The following is a 16,431-nucleotide window of genomic DNA, read 5'->3' as shown; positions in this document are numbered from 1 at the left end:
GGGCCTTAATTAAGGCACTGCTGAATCTACCCGTCAAGCCGCTAGCTGTGGAACAGCACGCTGCGACAGGCCAGGTGCAGGGCGAGCCGCTCGTCGGGGTCGGTGAGCTCCACGCCGAGCAGCTCCTGCGCCTTGGCCATGCGGGTGGCGACGGTGTTGCGGTGGACCCCCAGCACCGCGGCGGTCTCGGTGAGCGAGGACTCGGCGTCGAGGTAGGCGGTGAGGGTCGCGAGCAGGTCGCCGGGCTGGTCCCGCAGCGGTTCGAGCAGGGAGCGCGCGGCGGGGAGGAACGTGTCGGTGCGGGTCCAGGCGAGCAGGAGCTGGCCGAGCCCGAGCCGGTCGACGTGCACGAAGTAGCCGCTCGCGGAGCGGGTGGCCGCCAGGCGGGCGGCGTCGCCTGCCTCGCCGAGGGTGCGGGCCAGGCCGGTGGCGTCGCGGTACAGCCGGCCGACGCCCATGGCGCTGGGCAGGGTGGATCGCAGGAGCCACTGCGCGCGGCGGGCCGCGGCGGCGTGGCGGTGCAGCTCGGTGGCCGACGGCTCCTCGGCGAACGTCGTCCAGGCGCTCCACCCGCGACCCTGCTCGACGACCAGCGCGTGCAGGTGCGCCGTCCCGAACGCGCGCAGCACCTCGGGACGCATGGCCAGCGGGTCGACGGTGTCCGGGACGTCGATGCGGATCCCGACGTGCCAGCCGTCCAGCTGCCAGCCGGCGTCGAGAGCACGACGGCGCGTGCCCGGGTCCGGCTCGGCCTGCACGAGCTCGGCCAGCAGCGACATCCGTAGCCGGGCGTCCCGCTCGACGGCGAGCCGGTTCTCGGCCAGGCGCTGCCCGACCGCCCCGGTCGCCACCCCCAGCGCGGCCCGCACGGCAGCCAGTTCCGCGGGGATCCCCGGCGGGACGGCGGCCGCCAGCACCGTGGGCCTGCGTCCCGTGCCGACGGGACGGGTGAGCAGGGCTCGCGGGTCGGCGGGGCCCGGTTCGGGGCCGGCCAGCCGGTCGCCCGCGCCGTCGAGCAGCCACACCGGGCGGCGCCACGCCGCGGCCAGCGCGGCCACCAGCTCGTCGACGCCGCCGCCGGTGGCCGAGCACACCGCGGCCGTGGTCGCGACGAGCGCGGCCACCACCTGGTCGGACTCGCGCAGCAGGCGCGCGGCGGCCATCGCGGCGGCGAGCGGGTCCGGAGCCCCGAGCACGGTGAGCCCCACCCGCTCGGCGAGCAGCCGGCTCGCCACCCGCAGCGGTTCCCCGCCGGGGAGCAACACCGCCGCCGCCTCCGCCGCGGCTGCCCGGCGCAGCAGCGCGTCCAGGTGCCAGTCCTCGCGGTCGCCGGACAGCGCGACGGCGAGCAGGGCGTCGGGGGCCGTGACCACCTCCGCCCGGAGGTCGGCGACGGTGAGCACGCCCCGGACGGGCACCCCGTCCGGCCCGCCGCCGGGGACGGCGAGCACGCTGACGGCGGCCCAGTCGGGGTGGCGCAGCAGCGCCTGCAGGACGAGCGGAGCGTCGGTCACGACGCGCCCCGGACCGGCTCGGGGAGCAGTACGGCGTCGCAGTCGAGCCCGAACGCGCGCGGGTCGACGTGCCGAAGCCGCTCCGGGGTGGCGCGCCACCACGGCGGGCCCGGGAGCGCCACGGCGAGGACGTCGTCGCCCATGCGCAGCCCGTCCACCGGGATCGGGGCCGCGGTGCGCCGGTCGAGCAGGCACAGCAGGTCCGGGCAGCTCGCGACCGGCTCGCCGTCGAGGATCGCGAGCAGGTACTCGTTCTCCGCCTCGACGCGCAGCACACCGCCGCCGTCGTCGACGACCGTGACGCCGGCCCGGCCGAAGGAGGAGGAGGGATGCCGGGCGATCTCCACGATGCGGCCTGCGGCGAGCACCCGGCCGCCGAGCGCCGCGGCCACCTCGGCCGGGCCGGGCCGGACGAGCCCCGCGTGCGCGCGTCCCAACCCGAGCGCCCTGGCGAGGGTGCCGACGCAGGCGTCGGTGACGAGGAGCCGGGCAGGCACCGGCGCCAGCGCCCCGCCGGCCCACCCGCCGCCCTGGGCCACCACCGTGCGGGCCACCCGCTCCAGCGCGACCGCGTCGGCGTCGTCGACGAGCACGATCTGACCGCTCGCCTCGGCCAGCGCGTACGGGGTGAGCGCCCCGCCTGCGACGGCGCGGGTGAGCTGGTCCAGGCGGGGGAGGGCGCGACCCATGAGGTCGGCGTCGACCAACGGGAGCCCGAGCTCGCCCGCCGCCACCACGGCGAGCGCGCCGTTCTGGCCGGCCGCCTCGTAGGGCATCAGCGCGGCGGGCGTGACGCCGGTCCAGCGGGACAGGGCCCGCACCGCCCGCGTGATCTCCTGCCCGCTCGGCAGCTTCTCGGCCAACACCCTGGTGGCGCCGAGCATCCCGACCGCGACGACCGGAGCGTCGCCGAGATCGGCCGGGTCGTGCAGCTCCACACCGCCCGCCGCGAGCGCGCGGCGCAGGCCGTGGCGGAACGGCAGCGGGTCGCCACCTCCGCCAGAGCCGAGCAGCTGAAGCCCGACGACGAGCGGGTCGACGTCGGCGGTTCCGAGCCGGACACCCGCCATCCGCGAATGGTCGCAGATCAGGGAACCGGAACGGCGTCCTCGACGGGGCGGAACTCCTCGGTGAGCCCGAAGCAGGACGGCCCGAACACGGCGAGGGCCTCCGGCGTGCGCATGATCTCCGGCGTCGAGATGCCGATCACGACGACCCGCTGGCCGTACCGCAGCGTCTCCGTGGTGATCGGCTCGCCCGACTCGGCCTCCAGCACGCAGATCAGGTCCGGGACGATGCACCGCACCACGCCGTCGACCTCGGCGACCAGCGTCTCGTTCTGGAACTCGGTGCGCAGGGTCGAGGTCCCGTCGAAGGAGACGAACCTGGCCTTGCCGCGGGCGAACCCGTCGACCGTGCGCCGCTCGACGTCGGCGACCTTGCCAGCGAACAGCACGCGCAGGTGCGAGTACAGGGTGGGGGCCAGCACCTCGGTGAGCGCCGAGATCGGATCCCGCAGCTGCTCGCGGGCCTCCCGCAGGGCCCTCCCGACCGCGAGGCCGAGGGAGAGCGTGCGGGGGATCGCGGTGCGCTTGACGTCGGCTCCGGACATCGCGTACTCCGCGATGAGCGCCGCACCGCCCATCCGGATGGCCGCGCCACGGGCGAGCCACTCCATCCGCTCGTTGTCCGGGCCGGTGTCGATGGTGACGGTCTCGCCGTGGTCGCCCGAGACCACCATCGGCGACCCGGGCACCCCGTACACGCCGAACGTCTCCATCTGCAGCTCGGGGAACGCCCGGCCCATCCCATCGGCGTCCACCACGGGCAGGCCCGCGGTGGCGGCGACCACCAGGGGGATCATCGAGTTGATCCCGCCGCACTCGATCGGCATCGTGGCGTCGGCCCGCCGGCCGAGGTGCGTCTCCAGGGTGCGGAGCGCGCGGACCGCCTCGTCACCGCGGGGGATCTTCTCCACCATCACGGTCGGTGCGCCCATCATCGCGGTGGGAACCACGAACGCGTCGTCCGCGACCTCGTCGGGGTCGAGCACGGTCACCGGGCCGTACTCGCGCATGGCGGCCTCGACCATCAGCCGGCCGATGTGCGGGTCGCCGCCGCCACCGGTGCCCAGCAGCGCAGCGCCGCGGGCGAGGTCGGGCAGGTCCTCCGGCCTCAGTTGCCACGTCATGGGCGCTCCCGGGCGTCGAAGCGGACGGGGTCGGTGTCGTAGCCGAAGTAGCGCGGGCCGACCAGGGCGATCCCGCCGGGGGAGTGCCAGCGCTCGTCGGTCGGGGCGGCCAGCACCGTGACGCGGTGGCCGAAGCGCAGCGCCTCGGTGGTGACGGGCTCGCCGGTGTCGGTGTCGAGCACGACGATCAGGTCCGGCGTGGTCACCTCGACCACACCGTCGCGCACCGCCATCAGGTGCTCGTTCTGGAACTCCAGAGTGAGGTCGCCCGCAGCCGACCTGCTCGCAGGGTCGGCCATCGGCGAGGCACCGGAGATGATCGCCGTGCCGCGGGCGAAGCCCGTGAGGGTCCGGCGGGCGACGTCGCTGACCTTGCCGGTGTGCAGCACCCGCCCGCCCAGCTCGTCGGCCACTGCGGCCACGGCGTCGCCGTGCACGGCGCGCACCCGGTCGAGCCGGTGGCCGATCCGGGTGCAGAGGCTCAGCGTGCCGGGCACGAGGGCGTCGCGGGCCTGGGCGCCGCTCATCACGTAGTTGGAGATGATCGCCGCGCAGCCCATCGTGATCGTCAGGGAGCGGGCGAGCGCCTCGGCCGCGTGGTTGTCCACCGTGTTCAGGACGCCGATGTTGCCCTTCTCGTCGGCGATCGACATGGGGGTGCAGGGGATGCCCGACAGTGTCGGCAGCACCATCTGTAGCTCGGGGAACGCGCGGCCCATCCCGTCGCCGTCGACGACCGGTAGACCCAGCTGCGCGGCCGCAACCAGCGGGAACGTGGAGTTGACGCCGCCGGCCTCGATGCAGGCGATGTGCGTCGGGGTGACGCCGAGGAACTCCGCCAGCGCGGCGACCGCGGCCCCGATCCGTTCCGTCGACGGGGTCTTCTCGACCATCACGGTGGGCGCGCCCATCATCGCGACCGGGAAGACGACGGCGCCGTCGGGCAGGTCGGCGGGGTCGACGAGCCGGACGGGCCCGTGCTCGCGCAGCGCCTGCGCCGCGAGCAGCCGCCCGATGTAGGGGTCGCCACCGCCTCCGGTGCCGAGGACGGCGGCGCCGCGGGCCAGTGCCTCGAGGTCGTCCGCGCCGATCGTGGTGAGCCGATCGGTGATCACCCCGGTCACGCGCGCCGTCCCGCCGCCTGCTCGATCCGCAGGTCCCCGACGGCCTTGCAGCGGATGCGGGTGGCGTTGCCGGGCAGGTAGGGGATCGGCACCTCGTCGAAGTCGACGATCTCGACGGTGGCGGGGTCGGCGCCGGCCACCACCGCGCGGTCCACGGCCTCCTGGCGGGCCTCGTCGACCGCGGCGTCGCGCCTGCCGGGGGCGATCGCGAACACCCGGTCGACCTCCCCGCCCACCTGCGCGATCGCCGCGCCGATGGCGTTGGCCACGGCGAAGTGCTCCGGCCGGTGCACCGCGCCGAGGCCGGGGAAGGACTCCGGCAGCAGCACCGAGCCGCCGCCGACGGCCACGACCGGCAGCGGGTCGGCGGAGATCCGCATCCGGTCCACGACGTCGGCGACGTCCGTGGCGATCCGTTCGAGGGCCGCCGCGACGTCGGCCGGGTCGAGACCGGCGACCAGGGAGCGGTCGCCGATCTCAACCCGCCCCGTCGCGACGGCGACGTCGGTGGCGGTCAGGACGTTGCCCCCGAACACCAATGCCTGTTCGGTGAGGCGGTAGCCGACCGAGTCGGGCCCGACGGTCGTGTCGGTGCCGGTACCCCGGACCAGGCTGCCGCCGCCGAGACCGACGGACAGCACGTCGGGCATGCGGAAGTTGGTGCGGATGCCGGCCACGCTGACCTCGACCGTGGCCTCGCGCGGGAAGCCGCCGGTGAGCACGCCGACGTCGGTGGTGGTGCCGCCGACGTCCACGACGGCGCAGGTGCCGAGCCCGGACAGCACCGCGGCGCCGCGCATCGAGTTGGTCGGGCCGGACGCGAACGTCGCCACCGGGTACCGGCGGGCGAACTCGACGTCCATCAGCGTGCCGTCGTTCTGGCTGAGGTAGAGCGGCGCGGTGATGCCGTGACCGGCGATGGAGGCGGCGAGCCCGTCGACGATGCCGGCGGCCAGCTCGCGCAGTGCCGCGTTGATGATCGTGGCGTTCTCGCGTTCGAGCAGGCCGACCCGGCCGATCTCGTGCGAGAGGGAGACCGGGACGTCCGGGCCGATGACCTCGGCGACCAGCTCGGCGGCTCGCACCTCGAACTCGGTGTTGACGGGGGAGAACACCGACGAGATCGCCACCGAGCGGACGCCGTTCGCGGCCATGTCGGCGGCGTGGCGGCGCAGCTCGTCCTCGTCGAGGGCGGAGATCGGGCGGCCGTCGAACTCGTGGCCGCCGTGCGCGAGGTAGGCGCGTCCGGCGATCGCCTCCACGAGGCGACCCGGCCAGTCGACCATCGGCGGCAGCGACGCCGTGGCCGGCAGGCCGAGGCGCAGGGCCGCCGTCGGGGCGAGATCACGCGCTTGCACCAGCGCGTTGATGAAGTGCGTGGTGCCGATCATCACCGCCTGCACGTCGGCCGGCGGGAACGGGTGCCCGGCCTGCAGCCCGTCCAGCGCGGTGACGATGCCGGAGGTGACGTCGGGCGTGGTGGCCGCCTTGACCGCGGCGAGCACCCGGTCGCCGTCCATGAGCACCGCGTCGGTGTTGGTGCCCCCGACGTCGATCCCGATCCGCATTCAGACGCTCTCTTTCTGGTCCACGGGCTGGAAGCTGTCGATCGTGCGGCTGACCCCGACACCGCGGACCAGGCCGAGCTTGCCCGCCACGACGTAGAGCACGAACGCGGCGGCGAGCGAGTTGATGCTGGGCAGGCCCCAGCTGACGAAGTGGCCGATCAGCGCGGCGCCGAGCCAGATGACGAGTGTGGCGGGGACCCAGGTCGGGGCCGTCTCGGGCACGGTGCCCGCGGCGCGGGAGCGCTCCAGCTCCGGCCGCCACTGCTTCACCACGAAGTACTCGGCCACCATGATCCCGGCGATCGGCGGGAAGGCCACGCCGAGCACGGTGAGGAAGCCGATGAAGCTGTCGAGGATCCCGCCGGCGGCCAGCACGCTGCCGACCACGCCGAGGACCAGGGTCACCATCGCGCGGTTGACGTGCTTGCCGAACACCGTGCCGACGAAGTTCACGACGCCGAGCCCGGAGCTGTAGAGGTTCCAGTCGTTGATCTTCAGCGTCCCCAGGATGATCACGAGCGTGCCGACCCAGCCGACCGAGGACGTCACGATCGCGATGATGTCGTCGGAGCGGATGGCGTGGGCCAGCAGCACGCCCGACATCCCGATGAGGTACTCACCCACGGTGAACCCGACGACCGTCTGCTTGACGACGTCGGCCGCGCTGCGGTTGAACCGCGTCAGGTCGGGGGTGATCACGGCGCCGACGATGAAGCCGCCCGCGACGAGCGTGGTGCCTTCCAGCAGGGAGAGGCTCGGCCCGGGTGGTGCGGAGGCGACGAGCGTGCCGAAGTCGTGGTCGAAGAGCTCGCTGCCGATCGACCACGCGACCAGCACGAGGAACGACGGCACCGTCAGGTAGGCCACCCATTTCATCGAGGCGAAGCCCCAGAGCACGATGAACGTGACCGCCAGCCCGAAGAGCAGCGACCACGCCCAGAACGGCAGCACGCCGATCAGGCTGACCAGTCCTTGCGCCGAGACACCGGACTGGATGCCGAACCACCCGATCAGCGAGATCCCGATCGCGACCCCGACCACGGCGCTGCCGCCGTGGCCGAACCCGGTCCAGCGGGTGAGCAACGAGGTCTGCAGGCCCTCGCGGCTGCCGATGATCCCGACCCCGATCGAGACCAGCTCGAGGATCACCGCGCCGAACGTGAACGCGAGGAACGCGTCCCAGAAGCCCATCCCGAACCCGAGCGTGGAGCCCAGCAGGAACTGGCTCAGCGCCGAGACCTGCCCGAACCGTTGCACCGCGACGGTCCACCAGGAATGGCGTGCTGCGGCCGGGACGCGGGTGAGCGCGTAGTCGTCGACACCCACATGTGCTGCCACGATGACCTCCTCGGGCCGTTTGCGGAACCGTAGGCGCTGGTCAGAGGGTGGTCACGAGGCAGAGTGCTCGGTCGGATCGGGGCGACAGTGCACTGTGCACAGCTGCGCACTCGTCAGACAAGTGGTCTACGCTGAGGGTCCGTGACCGGAATGCGCTTCGGAATCTTCGTTCCCCAGGGCTGGCGCCTCGACCTCGTCGGCATCGACGCCAAGGACCAATGGCCCACGATGAAGGCCCTCGCCCAGCGGGCCGACGTCGGGCCCTGGGAGTCGATCTGGGTCTACGACCACTTCCACACCGTCCCCGCCCCCACCGACGAGGCCACGCACGAGGCCTGGACGCTCATGTCGGCCCTCGGCGCCGTCACCGAGCGCGTCCGGCTCGGCCAGATGTGCACGTGCATGAGCTACCGAAACCCCGTCTACCTCGCGAAGGTCGCCGCCACCTGCGACCACGTCTCGGGCGGCCGCATCGAGATGGGCATCGGCGCCGGGTGGTACGAGCACGAGTGGCGCGCGTACGGCTACGGCTTCCCGGTCGCCCGGGAGCGGCTGCGGATGCTCGACGAGGGCGTGCAGATCATGCGGCAGGCCTGGACCGAGGGCAAGGCGTCCCTCGACGGCAAGCACTACCAGGTGGACGGCGCGATCGTGCGTCCGCTGCCGCTGCAGGAGGGCGGCATCCCGCTGTGGATCGCGGGCGGCGGCGAGCAGGTCACCCTCAAGATCGCGGCGAAGTACGCGCAGTACACCAACTTCATCGGCACGGCCGACGTCTTCACCCGCAAGTCGGAGATCCTCAAGGGACACTGCGACACCGTCGGCACCGACTACGACAAGATCGTCCGGTCCGCCAACTTCAACGTCCTCATCGGCGAGACCGAGGCGGACGTGCAGAAGCGGATCGAGGAGGCCAAGGCCCGCCTGGAGCCCTACGTCGGGGCCGAGAAGGCGGAGAACTCCATCGCGCAGTGGACGCTGAACGGGGAGAGCCCCACCGTCGGCACCCCAGCCCAGATCGTGGAGAGGCTCGGGAAGTTCCGGGAGCTGGGCCTGACCTACGGCATCTTCAACTTCCACGAGTCGGCGTACGACCAGTCGGGGATCGAGCTGTTCGAGCGTGAGGTGATCCCGGCGCTGCGCTGACCCGATGTCAGCAAAGCCACTTTCATGACGTCACGTGACATGAAAGTGGCTTTGCTGACGTTCGGGACCGGCGCGCCGCCACCCGCTCGGGTGCATGGTCCGGGAGGATCGGTTCGTGGGTGCGCGGCCGGGGGACGTCGTCGAGGCCTTCCTGCACCACCTCGCCGTGGAGCGGGGGAGCGCGGCCAACACGCTCGCCGCGTACCGCGCCGACCTCACCCGCTACCTCGACCACCTGCGCGCCCGCGACATCGACGACCTCGCTGCGGTGCACGAGGCCGACGTCGCGGCGTTCGTCCCGGCGCTGCGCAGCCCACCGCTGAACCTCGCCGCGTCCTCGGCGGCCCGGGCGCTCGCCGCGGTGCGCGGGCTGCACCGGTTCGCCGTACGGGACGACCTCGTGCCCGTCGACGTCGCCCGTGACGTCGCGCCTCCCGCGCTGCCGGCGCGGTTGCCGCGGGCGTTGTCGGTCGACCAGGTCGAGCAGCTGCTGGCCGGCTGCATCGGCGACGGCCCCGTCGCGCTGCGCGACCGCGCCCTCCTTGAGGTGCTGTACTCGACCGGCGCCCGGATCTCGGAGGCCGTCGGCCTCGACCTCGACGACCTCGACACCGGCGCCCGCACCGTGCTGCTGCGCGGGAAGGGCGGCAAGCAGCGCCTGGTGCCGGTCGGGCGGCCTGCGCTCGCGGCCGTCGACGCATACCTGGTGCGGGCCCGGCCCGCGCTCGCGACCCGCGGGCGGGGGAGCCCGGCACTGCTGCTGAACGCGCGCGGGGGGCGCCTGTCGCGGCAGAGCGCGTGGCACGTCCTGCGCGGGGCGGCCGAGGTGTCCGGGCTCACCGCCGAGGTCTCGCCGCACACGCTGCGGCACTGCTTCGCGACCCACCTGCTCGCCGGCGGGGCGGACGTCCGGGTCGTGCAGGAGCTGCTCGGCCACGCCTCGGTGACCACGACGCAGGTCTACACCCACGTAACGGTGGACACGCTGCGCGAGGTCTACGCCACCTCCCACCCCCGCGCCCTGCGCTGAGACCGCAACTCGCGCGCACTCGAACCGCGACTCGCGGGGTCACCCGCAGCCGGGCACGTCCTCCAGCCGGTGCCAGACCGGGATCTCGCGCTCGCGGGCGATCGTGACGTCCTGGTCGGCACCCTTCGACTCGCCGGGGAGCCGCAGGACGCCGTCGCAGTGCTGCAGCAGCCGCTCGGCCGTCGGGTACATGACCTGCTCGGCCAGGGGGTCGGTGACGCCGGTCGCGCCCGCGCTGCGCAGCACGGGGAGCGCGACCCATTCGCCGATCATCGGTACGTGCCCGGCCCGGAACAGCGGCCACGCCGCCTCCTCCAGCCGGCCGAGGTTGGCGGCCATGAGTTCGGGGTCGTCGCCGGTGCCGGACCGGTAGGGGCCGGCGATCAGGACCATCAGTGGAGTCGACACGACTCGGCAGAGTAATGTGCAGAAGTCGGAAAGAACAAGGGAGAACGTGCATGCTCGCCGCCCAGCGCCGGGACCTCCTCCTCGAACGCCTCCGCGTCGACGGGCGCCTGGTCGCGAAGGACCTCGCAGCGGAGCTCGGCGTCTCGGAGGACAGCGTGCGGCGCGACCTGCGCGAGCTCGCCGCCGCCGGGCTCTGCCAGCGCGTCTACGGCGGAGCGCTCCCGGTCTCGCCTGCCATCGCCGACCACGCCGGGCGCGAACGCGTGGAACCGGCGAGCAAGGAACGGGTCGCCGCCGTGGCCGCCCGGCTCGTCGCACCGGGGAGCACGGCGATCATCGACGGGGGCACCACCGCGCTGGCCGTCGTGAGGGCGCTCCCGCTCGACCTCGCCGCCACCGTCGTCACGCACAGCCCGACCGTGGCGGCTGCGCTGGTCGACCACCGCGACGTCGAGGTGTTCCTGCTCGGCGGGCGCTTGTTCAAGCATTCGCTCGTGACGTGCGGCGCGGCCGCGGTCGAGGCGGCGCAGTCCGTCACGGCCGACGTGTTCCTGCTCGGCGTCACCGGCGTGCACCACCAGGCCGGCCTCACCACCGGCGACGCCGACGAGGCCGCCATGAAGCGGGCCCTCTCCCGCCGCGCCGCCGACACCTACGTGCTCGCGAGCGCGGAGAAGGTCGGGGCGGCGTCGCGGTTCGCCGTGCTGCCGCTCGACGACGTCACGGGCCTGGTCACGGACGCGGACCCGGACGTTCCGGCGATGCGCGAACTGCTGGCGGCAGGCGTCCAGGTGGTGGCCTAGCCGCCCGCGACACGCCCACGGACGGAGGGCACCCGAACCTCCCGGCCATCGGGCGGTAACGTTCCGGCTGCGTCGGCCACATCCGGCCGACAGGTCGGCCGACACGCGGCGGGGTGCGTTGGCGGTCGTCCACCCGGACTCTTACGCTGCGCGAATCGGCCCCTACTGGGCCGCCCGCCAGAGACCGGAGACCGCATGAACACGCCGCGGCCCTTCACCCCCCGCCCGGAGCCGCTCGACCACGAGACGAACGGCGACGAACAGTATGGCGACTACGAGGGTGGCGAGCTGGACGCCGCCGCCGCCGACTCCGCGGGGAGACAGCACTTGAAGGTGCCGGAACCTGCTCCGCTGACCGAGCACGGCCCGGCCCGGGTCATCGCGGTCGCGAACCAGAAGGGCGGCGTCGGCAAGACGACGTCGACCATAAACCTCGGGGCGGCGCTCGCGGAGTACGGGCGCAAGGTGCTGCTCGTCGACTTCGACCCGCAGGGTGCGCTGTCCGTCGGCCTCGGCGTGCAGGCGCACGAGCTGGAGACCACGATCTACAACCTGCTCATGGAGCGGGGAGCCGAGATCGACGACATCATCCGGCCCACGAACGTCGAGGGCATGGACCTGCTGCCCAGCAACATCGACCTGTCCGCGGCGGAGGTGCAGCTCGTCACCGAGGTCGGCCGGGAGCAGGCGCTCGGGCGGGCGATCAAGCCGGTGCTCGACCGCTACGACGTCATCCTCATCGACTGCCAGCCTTCGCTCGGCCTGCTCACGATAAACGCGCTCGCCTGCGCCGAAGCCATCCTCATCCCGCTGGCCTGCGAGTTCTTCTCCCTGCGCGGGGTCGCGCTGCTGATGGACACCATCGACAAGGTCCAGCAGCGCCTCAACCCGGACCTGAAGATCCTCGGCATCCTCGCCACGATGTTCGACCCGCGCACGCTGCACACCAAGGAGGTGCGCCAGCGGGTGATCGAGGCGTTCGGCGACCTCGTGTTCGAGGCCGTGATCAACCGGACCGTGCGCTTCCCCGAGACCACCGTCGCCGGGGAGCCGATCACCACGTGGGCACCCGCGTCGAACGGCGCGCAGTCGTACCGGCTGCTGGCCCGTGAGGTGCTCGCGCGGTGAGCGAGCCCGTGAGCGAGCCCGGCGCGTACCGCGGCCCCGGTCGATCGCCGTTCCGAGCACAGCGAGGTCCGGGCGGGTGACGGTCGTCGACGACGACGTGCCGGTGGTCGCACCGGCGCGCCCGCGCTTCCAGGTGCGGCTGCACAACTTCGAGGGTCCGTTCGACCTGCTGCTGCAGCTCATCGGCAAGCACGAGCTCGACATCACCGAGATGGCGCTGCACACCGTCACCGACGACTTCATCGCGCACCTCGCCGCGCTGGGCGACGACGCCGACCTGGACGAGACCACCGAGTTCCTGGTGATCGCGGCCACGCTGCTGGACCTGAAGGCCGCCCGGCTGCTGCCGAACGCCGAGGTGGAGGACGCCGAGGACCTCGCGCTGCTGGAGGCCCGCGACCTGCTCTTCGCCCGCCTGCTGCAGTACCGCGCCTACAAGCAGGTGGCCGGGCTCTTCGTCGAGCTGGAGGCCGGGGCGCAGCGGCGGTTCCCGCGCTCGGTCGCGCTGGAGGAGAGGTTCTCGGCGCTGCTGCCGGAGGTGCTGCTCGGCGTCGACCCGGAGGCGTTCGCCGCGCTCGCCGCGTCGGTGTTCCGGCCGAAGCCACCGCCGACGGTCGGGATCGACCACCTGCACGGCGTGCCGGTGTCGGTGGCCGAGCACGCCGCGATCCTGCGCGAGCGGCTCGCCGAGCTGGGCGCGGCCACGTTCGCCGACCTCACCGCCGACTGCGCGAACCCCCTCGAGGTGGTGGCCCGGTTCCTCGCGGTGCTCGAGCTGTACCGGGACCGCTCGGTGGAGCTGCAGCAGCCGGAACCGTTCGGAGAGCTGACAGTACGCTGGACACCATCCGCTCACGAACAGCCCGAGCAGGCTCCCAGCACCGATGACTGACACCCCGTCCGACCTCGCCGCCGCCGTACTCGACCTCGTCCCCGTCGCGCCCGAGGAGCTCGGCCCAGGGCTCGCCGTCGACGAGCCCGGCTCCGACGAGCTCGCCGACGACGCCGCCCTCGACGCAGCGCTGGAGGCGTTGCTGCTGGTGGTCGACGCGCCCACCGACGAGGAGACGCTCGCGCAGGCCCTCGACCAGCCCGTGGCGCGGGTGCGGGAGGCGCTCCTGCGCCTGTCCGCGCTGTACGCGGCACAGCAGCGGGGGATCGATCTGCGGCACGCGGGTGGCGGCTGGCGCTTCTACACCCGCGACGTCCACGCCCGGTACGTCGAGCGCCTCCTGCTCGACGGCCAGCGGGCCAGGCTCACCCGCGCCGCCATGGAGACCCTGGCCGTGGTGGCCTACCGGCAGCCGGTCACCCGGGCCCGGGTGGCCGCGGTCCGCGGCGTCAACTGCGACGGCGTGCTGCGCACCCTGCTCACCCGCGGTCTCGTGCAGGAGGCGGGCGTCGATCCCGCCACCCAGGGCACGCTGTTCCGCACCACCGAGCTGTTCCTCGAGCGGCTGGGGCTCTCGTCCCTCGAGGAGCTGCCCCCGCTCGCCCCCCTGCTTCCCGACGTCGATGCGATCGACGAACTGTGAGATCTCCGGAATGAATGACATGACCACAGGCGCGCGAACCGATGGCGTCCGCCTGCAGAAGGTGCTGGCCCAGGCCGGCGTTGCGTCCCGGCGTGCCGCCGAGGAGCTGATCGCGGCCGGCCGCGTGAGCGTCGACGGCAAGGTCGTGCGCGAGATGGGCCGCCGCATCGACCCCGAGACGGCCGTCGTGCACGTCGACGGCTCCCGGATCGTCCTCCAGGACGATCTCGTGCACCTCGCCCTGAACAAGCCACGCGGCATCCTCTCCACGATGCACGACGACCGGGGGCGCCCCTGCGTCGGCGACCTCGTCGTGGAGCGCGGCATCGTCGACGAGCACTTCACCGGATCACCCCGGGCGCGGCTGTTCCACGTCGGACGCCTCGACGCCGACACCGAGGGCCTGTTGCTGCTCACCAACGACGGCGAGCTCGGCCACCGGCTCATGCACCCCTCCTACGAGATCGAGAAGACCTACCTCGCCGAGGTGATCGGCCAGGTGCCGCGCGACCTCGGCAAGCGGCTGCGGGACGGCGTGGAGCTGGACGACGGCCCGGTGGGGGTGCACTCGTTCAAGCTGGTCGACTCCACGCCCGGGCGGTCGCTGGTGGAGCTGGTGATCCACGAGGGCCGCAAGCACGTGGTGCGCAGGCTCCTCGACGAGGTCGGGCACCCGGTGCAGCGACTCGTGCGCACCGCGATCGGCGACGTCCGGCTGGGCGACCAGCGGCCCGGTCGCTTCCGGCCGCTCACCCGCGCGGAGGTCGGCTCGCTCTACCGCTCCGTGGGGATGTAGTGCCGGTTCGCGCGATCCGCGGCGCCATCCAGGTCGACGGCGACACCCGCGAGGAGATCCTAAAGGGCTCCGCCGAGCTCGTCACCGCCGTGCTGGAGCGCAACGACCTCACGGCCGACGACATCATCTCCATCGTCTTCACGGCCACCACGGACCTCACCGCCGAGTTCCCCGCGTACGCCGCCCGGCTGCTCGGCCTCACCGACGTGCCGCTGCTGTGCGCGTCGGAGATCGCCGTTCCGGGCGCGCTGCCCCGCACCCTGCGGCTGCTCGCCCACGTCGACACCCCGCTGGCGAGGTCCGAGCTGCGCCACGTCTACCTGCGCGGCGCCGCCGCCCTGCGCACCGACCTGCCCCAGTAGGAACCGCGCAAGGGAACCGCCCGGGCGCCGGGCCGCCACGTGCGACAAGGCATGATGGTCGGCGGCCCGCGGAGGCGCGCGGCAGGACGGGCCACCAGGGCCCGAGAACCAGGGGGCATGCGGTGACCGGGCGGCTGCACGGGGTCGTGGCGATGGACGGACCGTCCGGGACGGGGAAGTCCACCGTCTCGCGACGGCTGGCTCTCGCCTGCGGTGCCGCCTACCTCGACACCGGGGCGATGTACCGCGCGCTCACGCTCGCCGTGCTGCGGTCCGGGCTCGACGGCACCGAGTCGGACACCGAGAAGGTCGCGGTGGCCGCCGTTGCCGACCTGGAGTCGGTCACCGACCCGGCGGCCCCGGCGATCCGCCTCTCCGGCGAGGACGTGGAGTCCGAGATCCGCGGCGCCGCCGTCACGGCGGCGGTCAGCGCGGTGTCCGCGATCCGCGGGGTCCGGGCCGCACTCGTGGAACGCCAGCGCGCCCTGATCGACGACGCGCTCGGGGGCTGCGGCGGCATCGTCGTCGAGGGCCGCGACATCGGGAGCGTCGTGGTCCCGGACGCGCCGCTCAAGGTCTACCTCACCGCGTCCGAGGACATCAGGGCCGCGCGCCGGGAGGCGCAGGACCGCAAGGCCGGCCGGCTCGCCGACCACGACGCGGTGCTCGCCGACGTCCGCCGCCGCGACCAGCTCGACTCCACCCGCAAGACCTCCCCGCTGCACGCCGCCCCGGACGCGCTCGTGCTCGACACCGACGAGCTGTCCGTCGAGGACGTGCTCACAGAGCTGCTGCGGCTGGTGAAGGACCGCGGGATGGTCGCGTGAACTCTCCCGACCTCCCGCCGGGCGCGTGGCCGTGGATGCACGACCTCGGCCGCTGGTTGGGGTCCTGGATGTTCCTCCCCTTCTACCGGGTCCACATCCACCACCGGGAGCGGATCCCGGCCCACGGTCCCGTGGTCGTCGTCGCCAACCACAGCGCGTTCGTCGACGGACCGCTGCTCTTCGGACTACTCGGGCGCCGTGCGGTGTTCTGGGTGAAGCAGGAGATGTTCAGCGGTGTCGCCGGCTGGGGCCTGCGGCGGATCGGGCAGTTGCCGGTGCGCCGCGGCGTGGCCGACCGGCGGCCGCTGACGGCGGCGATAGGCGTGCTGCGCGGCGGTGGCCTCGTCGGCGTGTTCCCGGAGGGCACCCGCGGCAGCGGCGACGTCGCGGCTGCGGAGCACGGAGCGGCATGGCTGGCCCGCACCAGCGGGGCCACCGTGCTCCCGGTCGTGTCGCGGGGAACCCGGCCTCCCGACGGCTCCGGTCGTCGATGGCGGCCTCGCGTCGACATCGTCGTGGGGGAGCCCTTGACCGTCCCTGCCGGTGGCGGGCGCGCCGGCCTGGTGGCCGCCACCGAGACCGTGCGGGCAGAGCTGGCCACCATGGTCCGCGAACTTGATGACATACGGAGCAAGACGTGAACGGAACCGACGACCGCGCC

17 protein-coding genes are annotated in these 16,431 nt (G+C 73.3%); 10 read left to right on the top strand and 7 right to left on the bottom strand.

All coding sequences use genetic code 11. The features are described 5' to 3' along the window. Nucleotides 1-41: 41 nt before the first annotated feature. Genes FB388_RS21370 through FB388_RS21345 form a run of 6 tightly spaced genes read right to left on the bottom strand, consistent with a single transcriptional unit; the run spans nt 42 to nt 7,735 of the window. Nucleotides 42-1,514 (bottom strand): PucR family transcriptional regulator, encoded by a 1,473-nt coding sequence (locus tag FB388_RS21370; RefSeq protein WP_246122263.1) that lies wholly within the window; start codon nt 1,512-1,514, stop codon nt 42-44. Beyond that, a complete protein-coding gene (locus FB388_RS21365; RefSeq protein WP_142104001.1) occupies nt 1,511-2,584 on the bottom strand; it encodes a DUF917 domain-containing protein in 1,074 nt (357 codons plus the stop codon). Before FB388_RS21365 ends, FB388_RS21370 begins: the two co-directional genes overlap by 4 nt. A 17-nt stretch (nt 2,585-2,601) precedes the next feature. Continuing rightward, a complete protein-coding gene (locus FB388_RS21360) occupies nt 2,602-3,705 on the bottom strand; it encodes an S-methyl thiohydantoin desulfurase family protein (RefSeq protein WP_142104000.1) in 1,104 nt (367 codons plus the stop codon). Further along, on the bottom strand, nt 3,702-4,829 hold the full coding sequence (locus tag FB388_RS21355) for an S-methyl thiohydantoin desulfurase family protein (RefSeq protein ID WP_246122261.1): 1,128 nt from the start codon (nt 4,827-4,829) through the stop codon (nt 3,702-3,704). Before FB388_RS21355 ends, FB388_RS21360 begins: the two co-directional genes overlap by 4 nt. After that, nucleotides 4,826-6,397, bottom strand: coding sequence for a hydantoinase/oxoprolinase N-terminal domain-containing protein (locus FB388_RS21350; RefSeq protein WP_142103999.1), 1,572 nt, complete (start codon nt 6,395-6,397; stop codon nt 4,826-4,828). The genes FB388_RS21355 and FB388_RS21350 overlap by 4 nt, the downstream gene beginning before the upstream one ends. Beyond that, entirely contained in the window at nt 6,398-7,735 is a 1,338-nt protein-coding gene (locus FB388_RS21345) for a purine-cytosine permease family protein (RefSeq protein WP_142103998.1), read from the bottom strand. Nucleotides 7,736-7,885: 150 nt separating this feature from the next. Between FB388_RS21345 and FB388_RS21340 the strand changes: the two genes are divergently transcribed. Together FB388_RS21340 and xerD are read left to right on the top strand one after the other, a co-directional pair. Further along, nucleotides 7,886-8,881 carry an LLM class F420-dependent oxidoreductase gene (locus FB388_RS21340; RefSeq protein ID WP_142106172.1) on the top strand — a complete coding sequence of 332 codons (996 nt, stop codon included), beginning with the start codon at nt 7,886-7,888 and terminating at the stop codon, nt 8,879-8,881. Between the two features lie 115 nt (nt 8,882-8,996). Continuing rightward, nucleotides 8,997-9,911 (top strand): site-specific tyrosine recombinase XerD, encoded by a 915-nt coding sequence (gene xerD / locus FB388_RS21335; RefSeq protein ID WP_246122259.1) that lies wholly within the window; start codon nt 8,997-8,999, stop codon nt 9,909-9,911. 39 nt (nt 9,912-9,950) lie between these two features. Here the strand turns inward: xerD and FB388_RS21330 are convergent, their stop codons facing one another. Continuing rightward, the gene (locus FB388_RS21330) at nt 9,951-10,319 is read right to left on the bottom strand and encodes a DUF4406 domain-containing protein (protein WP_246122257.1); all 369 of its coding nucleotides are present in this window, start codon (nt 10,317-10,319) and stop codon (nt 9,951-9,953) included. Nucleotides 10,320-10,369: 50 nt separating this feature from the next. Here FB388_RS21330 and FB388_RS21325 point away from each other — a divergent pair, with 50 nt between their 5' ends. The 8 genes from FB388_RS21325 (at nt 10,370) to FB388_RS21290 (ending at nt 16,411) form a co-directional block, all read left to right on the top strand. Beyond that, complete coding sequence (locus FB388_RS21325) at nt 10,370-11,122, top strand: DeoR/GlpR family DNA-binding transcription regulator (RefSeq protein WP_142103996.1); 753 nt, start codon at nt 10,370-10,372, stop codon at nt 11,120-11,122. A gap of 195 nt (nt 11,123-11,317) precedes the next feature. After that, nucleotides 11,318-12,250: a ParA family protein gene (locus FB388_RS21320; protein WP_142103995.1), complete on the top strand. Its 933-nt coding sequence runs from the start codon at nt 11,318-11,320 to the stop codon at nt 12,248-12,250. A gap of 76 nt (nt 12,251-12,326) precedes the next feature. Next, nucleotides 12,327-13,142: a segregation and condensation protein A gene (locus FB388_RS21315; RefSeq protein ID WP_142103994.1), complete on the top strand. Its 816-nt coding sequence runs from the start codon at nt 12,327-12,329 to the stop codon at nt 13,140-13,142. Then, nucleotides 13,135-13,785 carry an SMC-Scp complex subunit ScpB gene (gene scpB / locus FB388_RS21310; protein ID WP_142103993.1) on the top strand — a complete coding sequence of 217 codons (651 nt, stop codon included), beginning with the start codon at nt 13,135-13,137 and terminating at the stop codon, nt 13,783-13,785. The genes FB388_RS21315 and scpB overlap by 8 nt, the downstream gene beginning before the upstream one ends. 19 nt (nt 13,786-13,804) lie before the next feature. Beyond that, a complete protein-coding gene (locus tag FB388_RS21305) occupies nt 13,805-14,581 on the top strand; it encodes a pseudouridine synthase (RefSeq protein WP_142103992.1) in 777 nt (258 codons plus the stop codon). After that, nucleotides 14,581-14,943 carry a chorismate mutase gene (aroH, locus tag FB388_RS21300; RefSeq protein WP_142103991.1) on the top strand — a complete coding sequence of 121 codons (363 nt, stop codon included), beginning with the start codon at nt 14,581-14,583 and terminating at the stop codon, nt 14,941-14,943. The genes FB388_RS21305 and aroH overlap by 1 nt, the downstream gene beginning before the upstream one ends. Nucleotides 14,944-15,065: 122 nt before the next feature. Then, nucleotides 15,066-15,770 carry a (d)CMP kinase gene (cmk, locus tag FB388_RS21295; RefSeq protein WP_425468568.1) on the top strand — a complete coding sequence of 235 codons (705 nt, stop codon included), beginning with the start codon at nt 15,066-15,068 and terminating at the stop codon, nt 15,768-15,770. 35 nt (nt 15,771-15,805) lie between these two features. After that, complete coding sequence (locus FB388_RS21290) at nt 15,806-16,411, top strand: lysophospholipid acyltransferase family protein (RefSeq protein WP_142106169.1); 606 nt, start codon at nt 15,806-15,808, stop codon at nt 16,409-16,411. Nucleotides 16,412-16,431: the final 20 nt, after the last annotated feature.

The organism is Pseudonocardia cypriaca (assembly GCF_006717045.1).
GTDB classification, from domain to species: Bacteria; Actinomycetota; Actinomycetes; order Mycobacteriales; family Pseudonocardiaceae; genus Pseudonocardia; species Pseudonocardia cypriaca.
This window is presented reverse-complemented; position numbering and strand designations above follow the sequence as displayed.

Coding starts and splice junctions, on each gene's coding strand:
- FB388_RS21365 (WP_142104001.1), bottom strand. CDS start 2,584: ATGGCGGGTGTCCGGCTCGGAACCGCCGACGTCGACCCGCTCGTCGTC.
- FB388_RS21360 (WP_142104000.1), bottom strand. CDS start 3,705: ATGACGTGGCAACTGAGGCCGGAGGACCTGCCCGACCTCGCCCGCGGC.
- FB388_RS21350 (WP_142103999.1), bottom strand. CDS start 6,397: ATGCGGATCGGGATCGACGTCGGGGGCACCAACACCGACGCGGTGCTC.
- FB388_RS21340 (WP_142106172.1), top strand. CDS start 7,886: ATGCGCTTCGGAATCTTCGTTCCCCAGGGCTGGCGCCTCGACCTCGTC.
- FB388_RS21325 (WP_142103996.1), top strand. CDS start 10,370: ATGCTCGCCGCCCAGCGCCGGGACCTCCTCCTCGAACGCCTCCGCGTC.
- FB388_RS21320 (WP_142103995.1), top strand. CDS start 11,318: ATGAACACGCCGCGGCCCTTCACCCCCCGCCCGGAGCCGCTCGACCAC.
- scpB (WP_142103993.1), top strand. CDS start 13,135: ATGACTGACACCCCGTCCGACCTCGCCGCCGCCGTACTCGACCTCGTC.
- FB388_RS21305 (WP_142103992.1), top strand. CDS start 13,805: ATGACCACAGGCGCGCGAACCGATGGCGTCCGCCTGCAGAAGGTGCTG.
- FB388_RS21290 (WP_142106169.1), top strand. CDS start 15,806: ATGCACGACCTCGGCCGCTGGTTGGGGTCCTGGATGTTCCTCCCCTTC.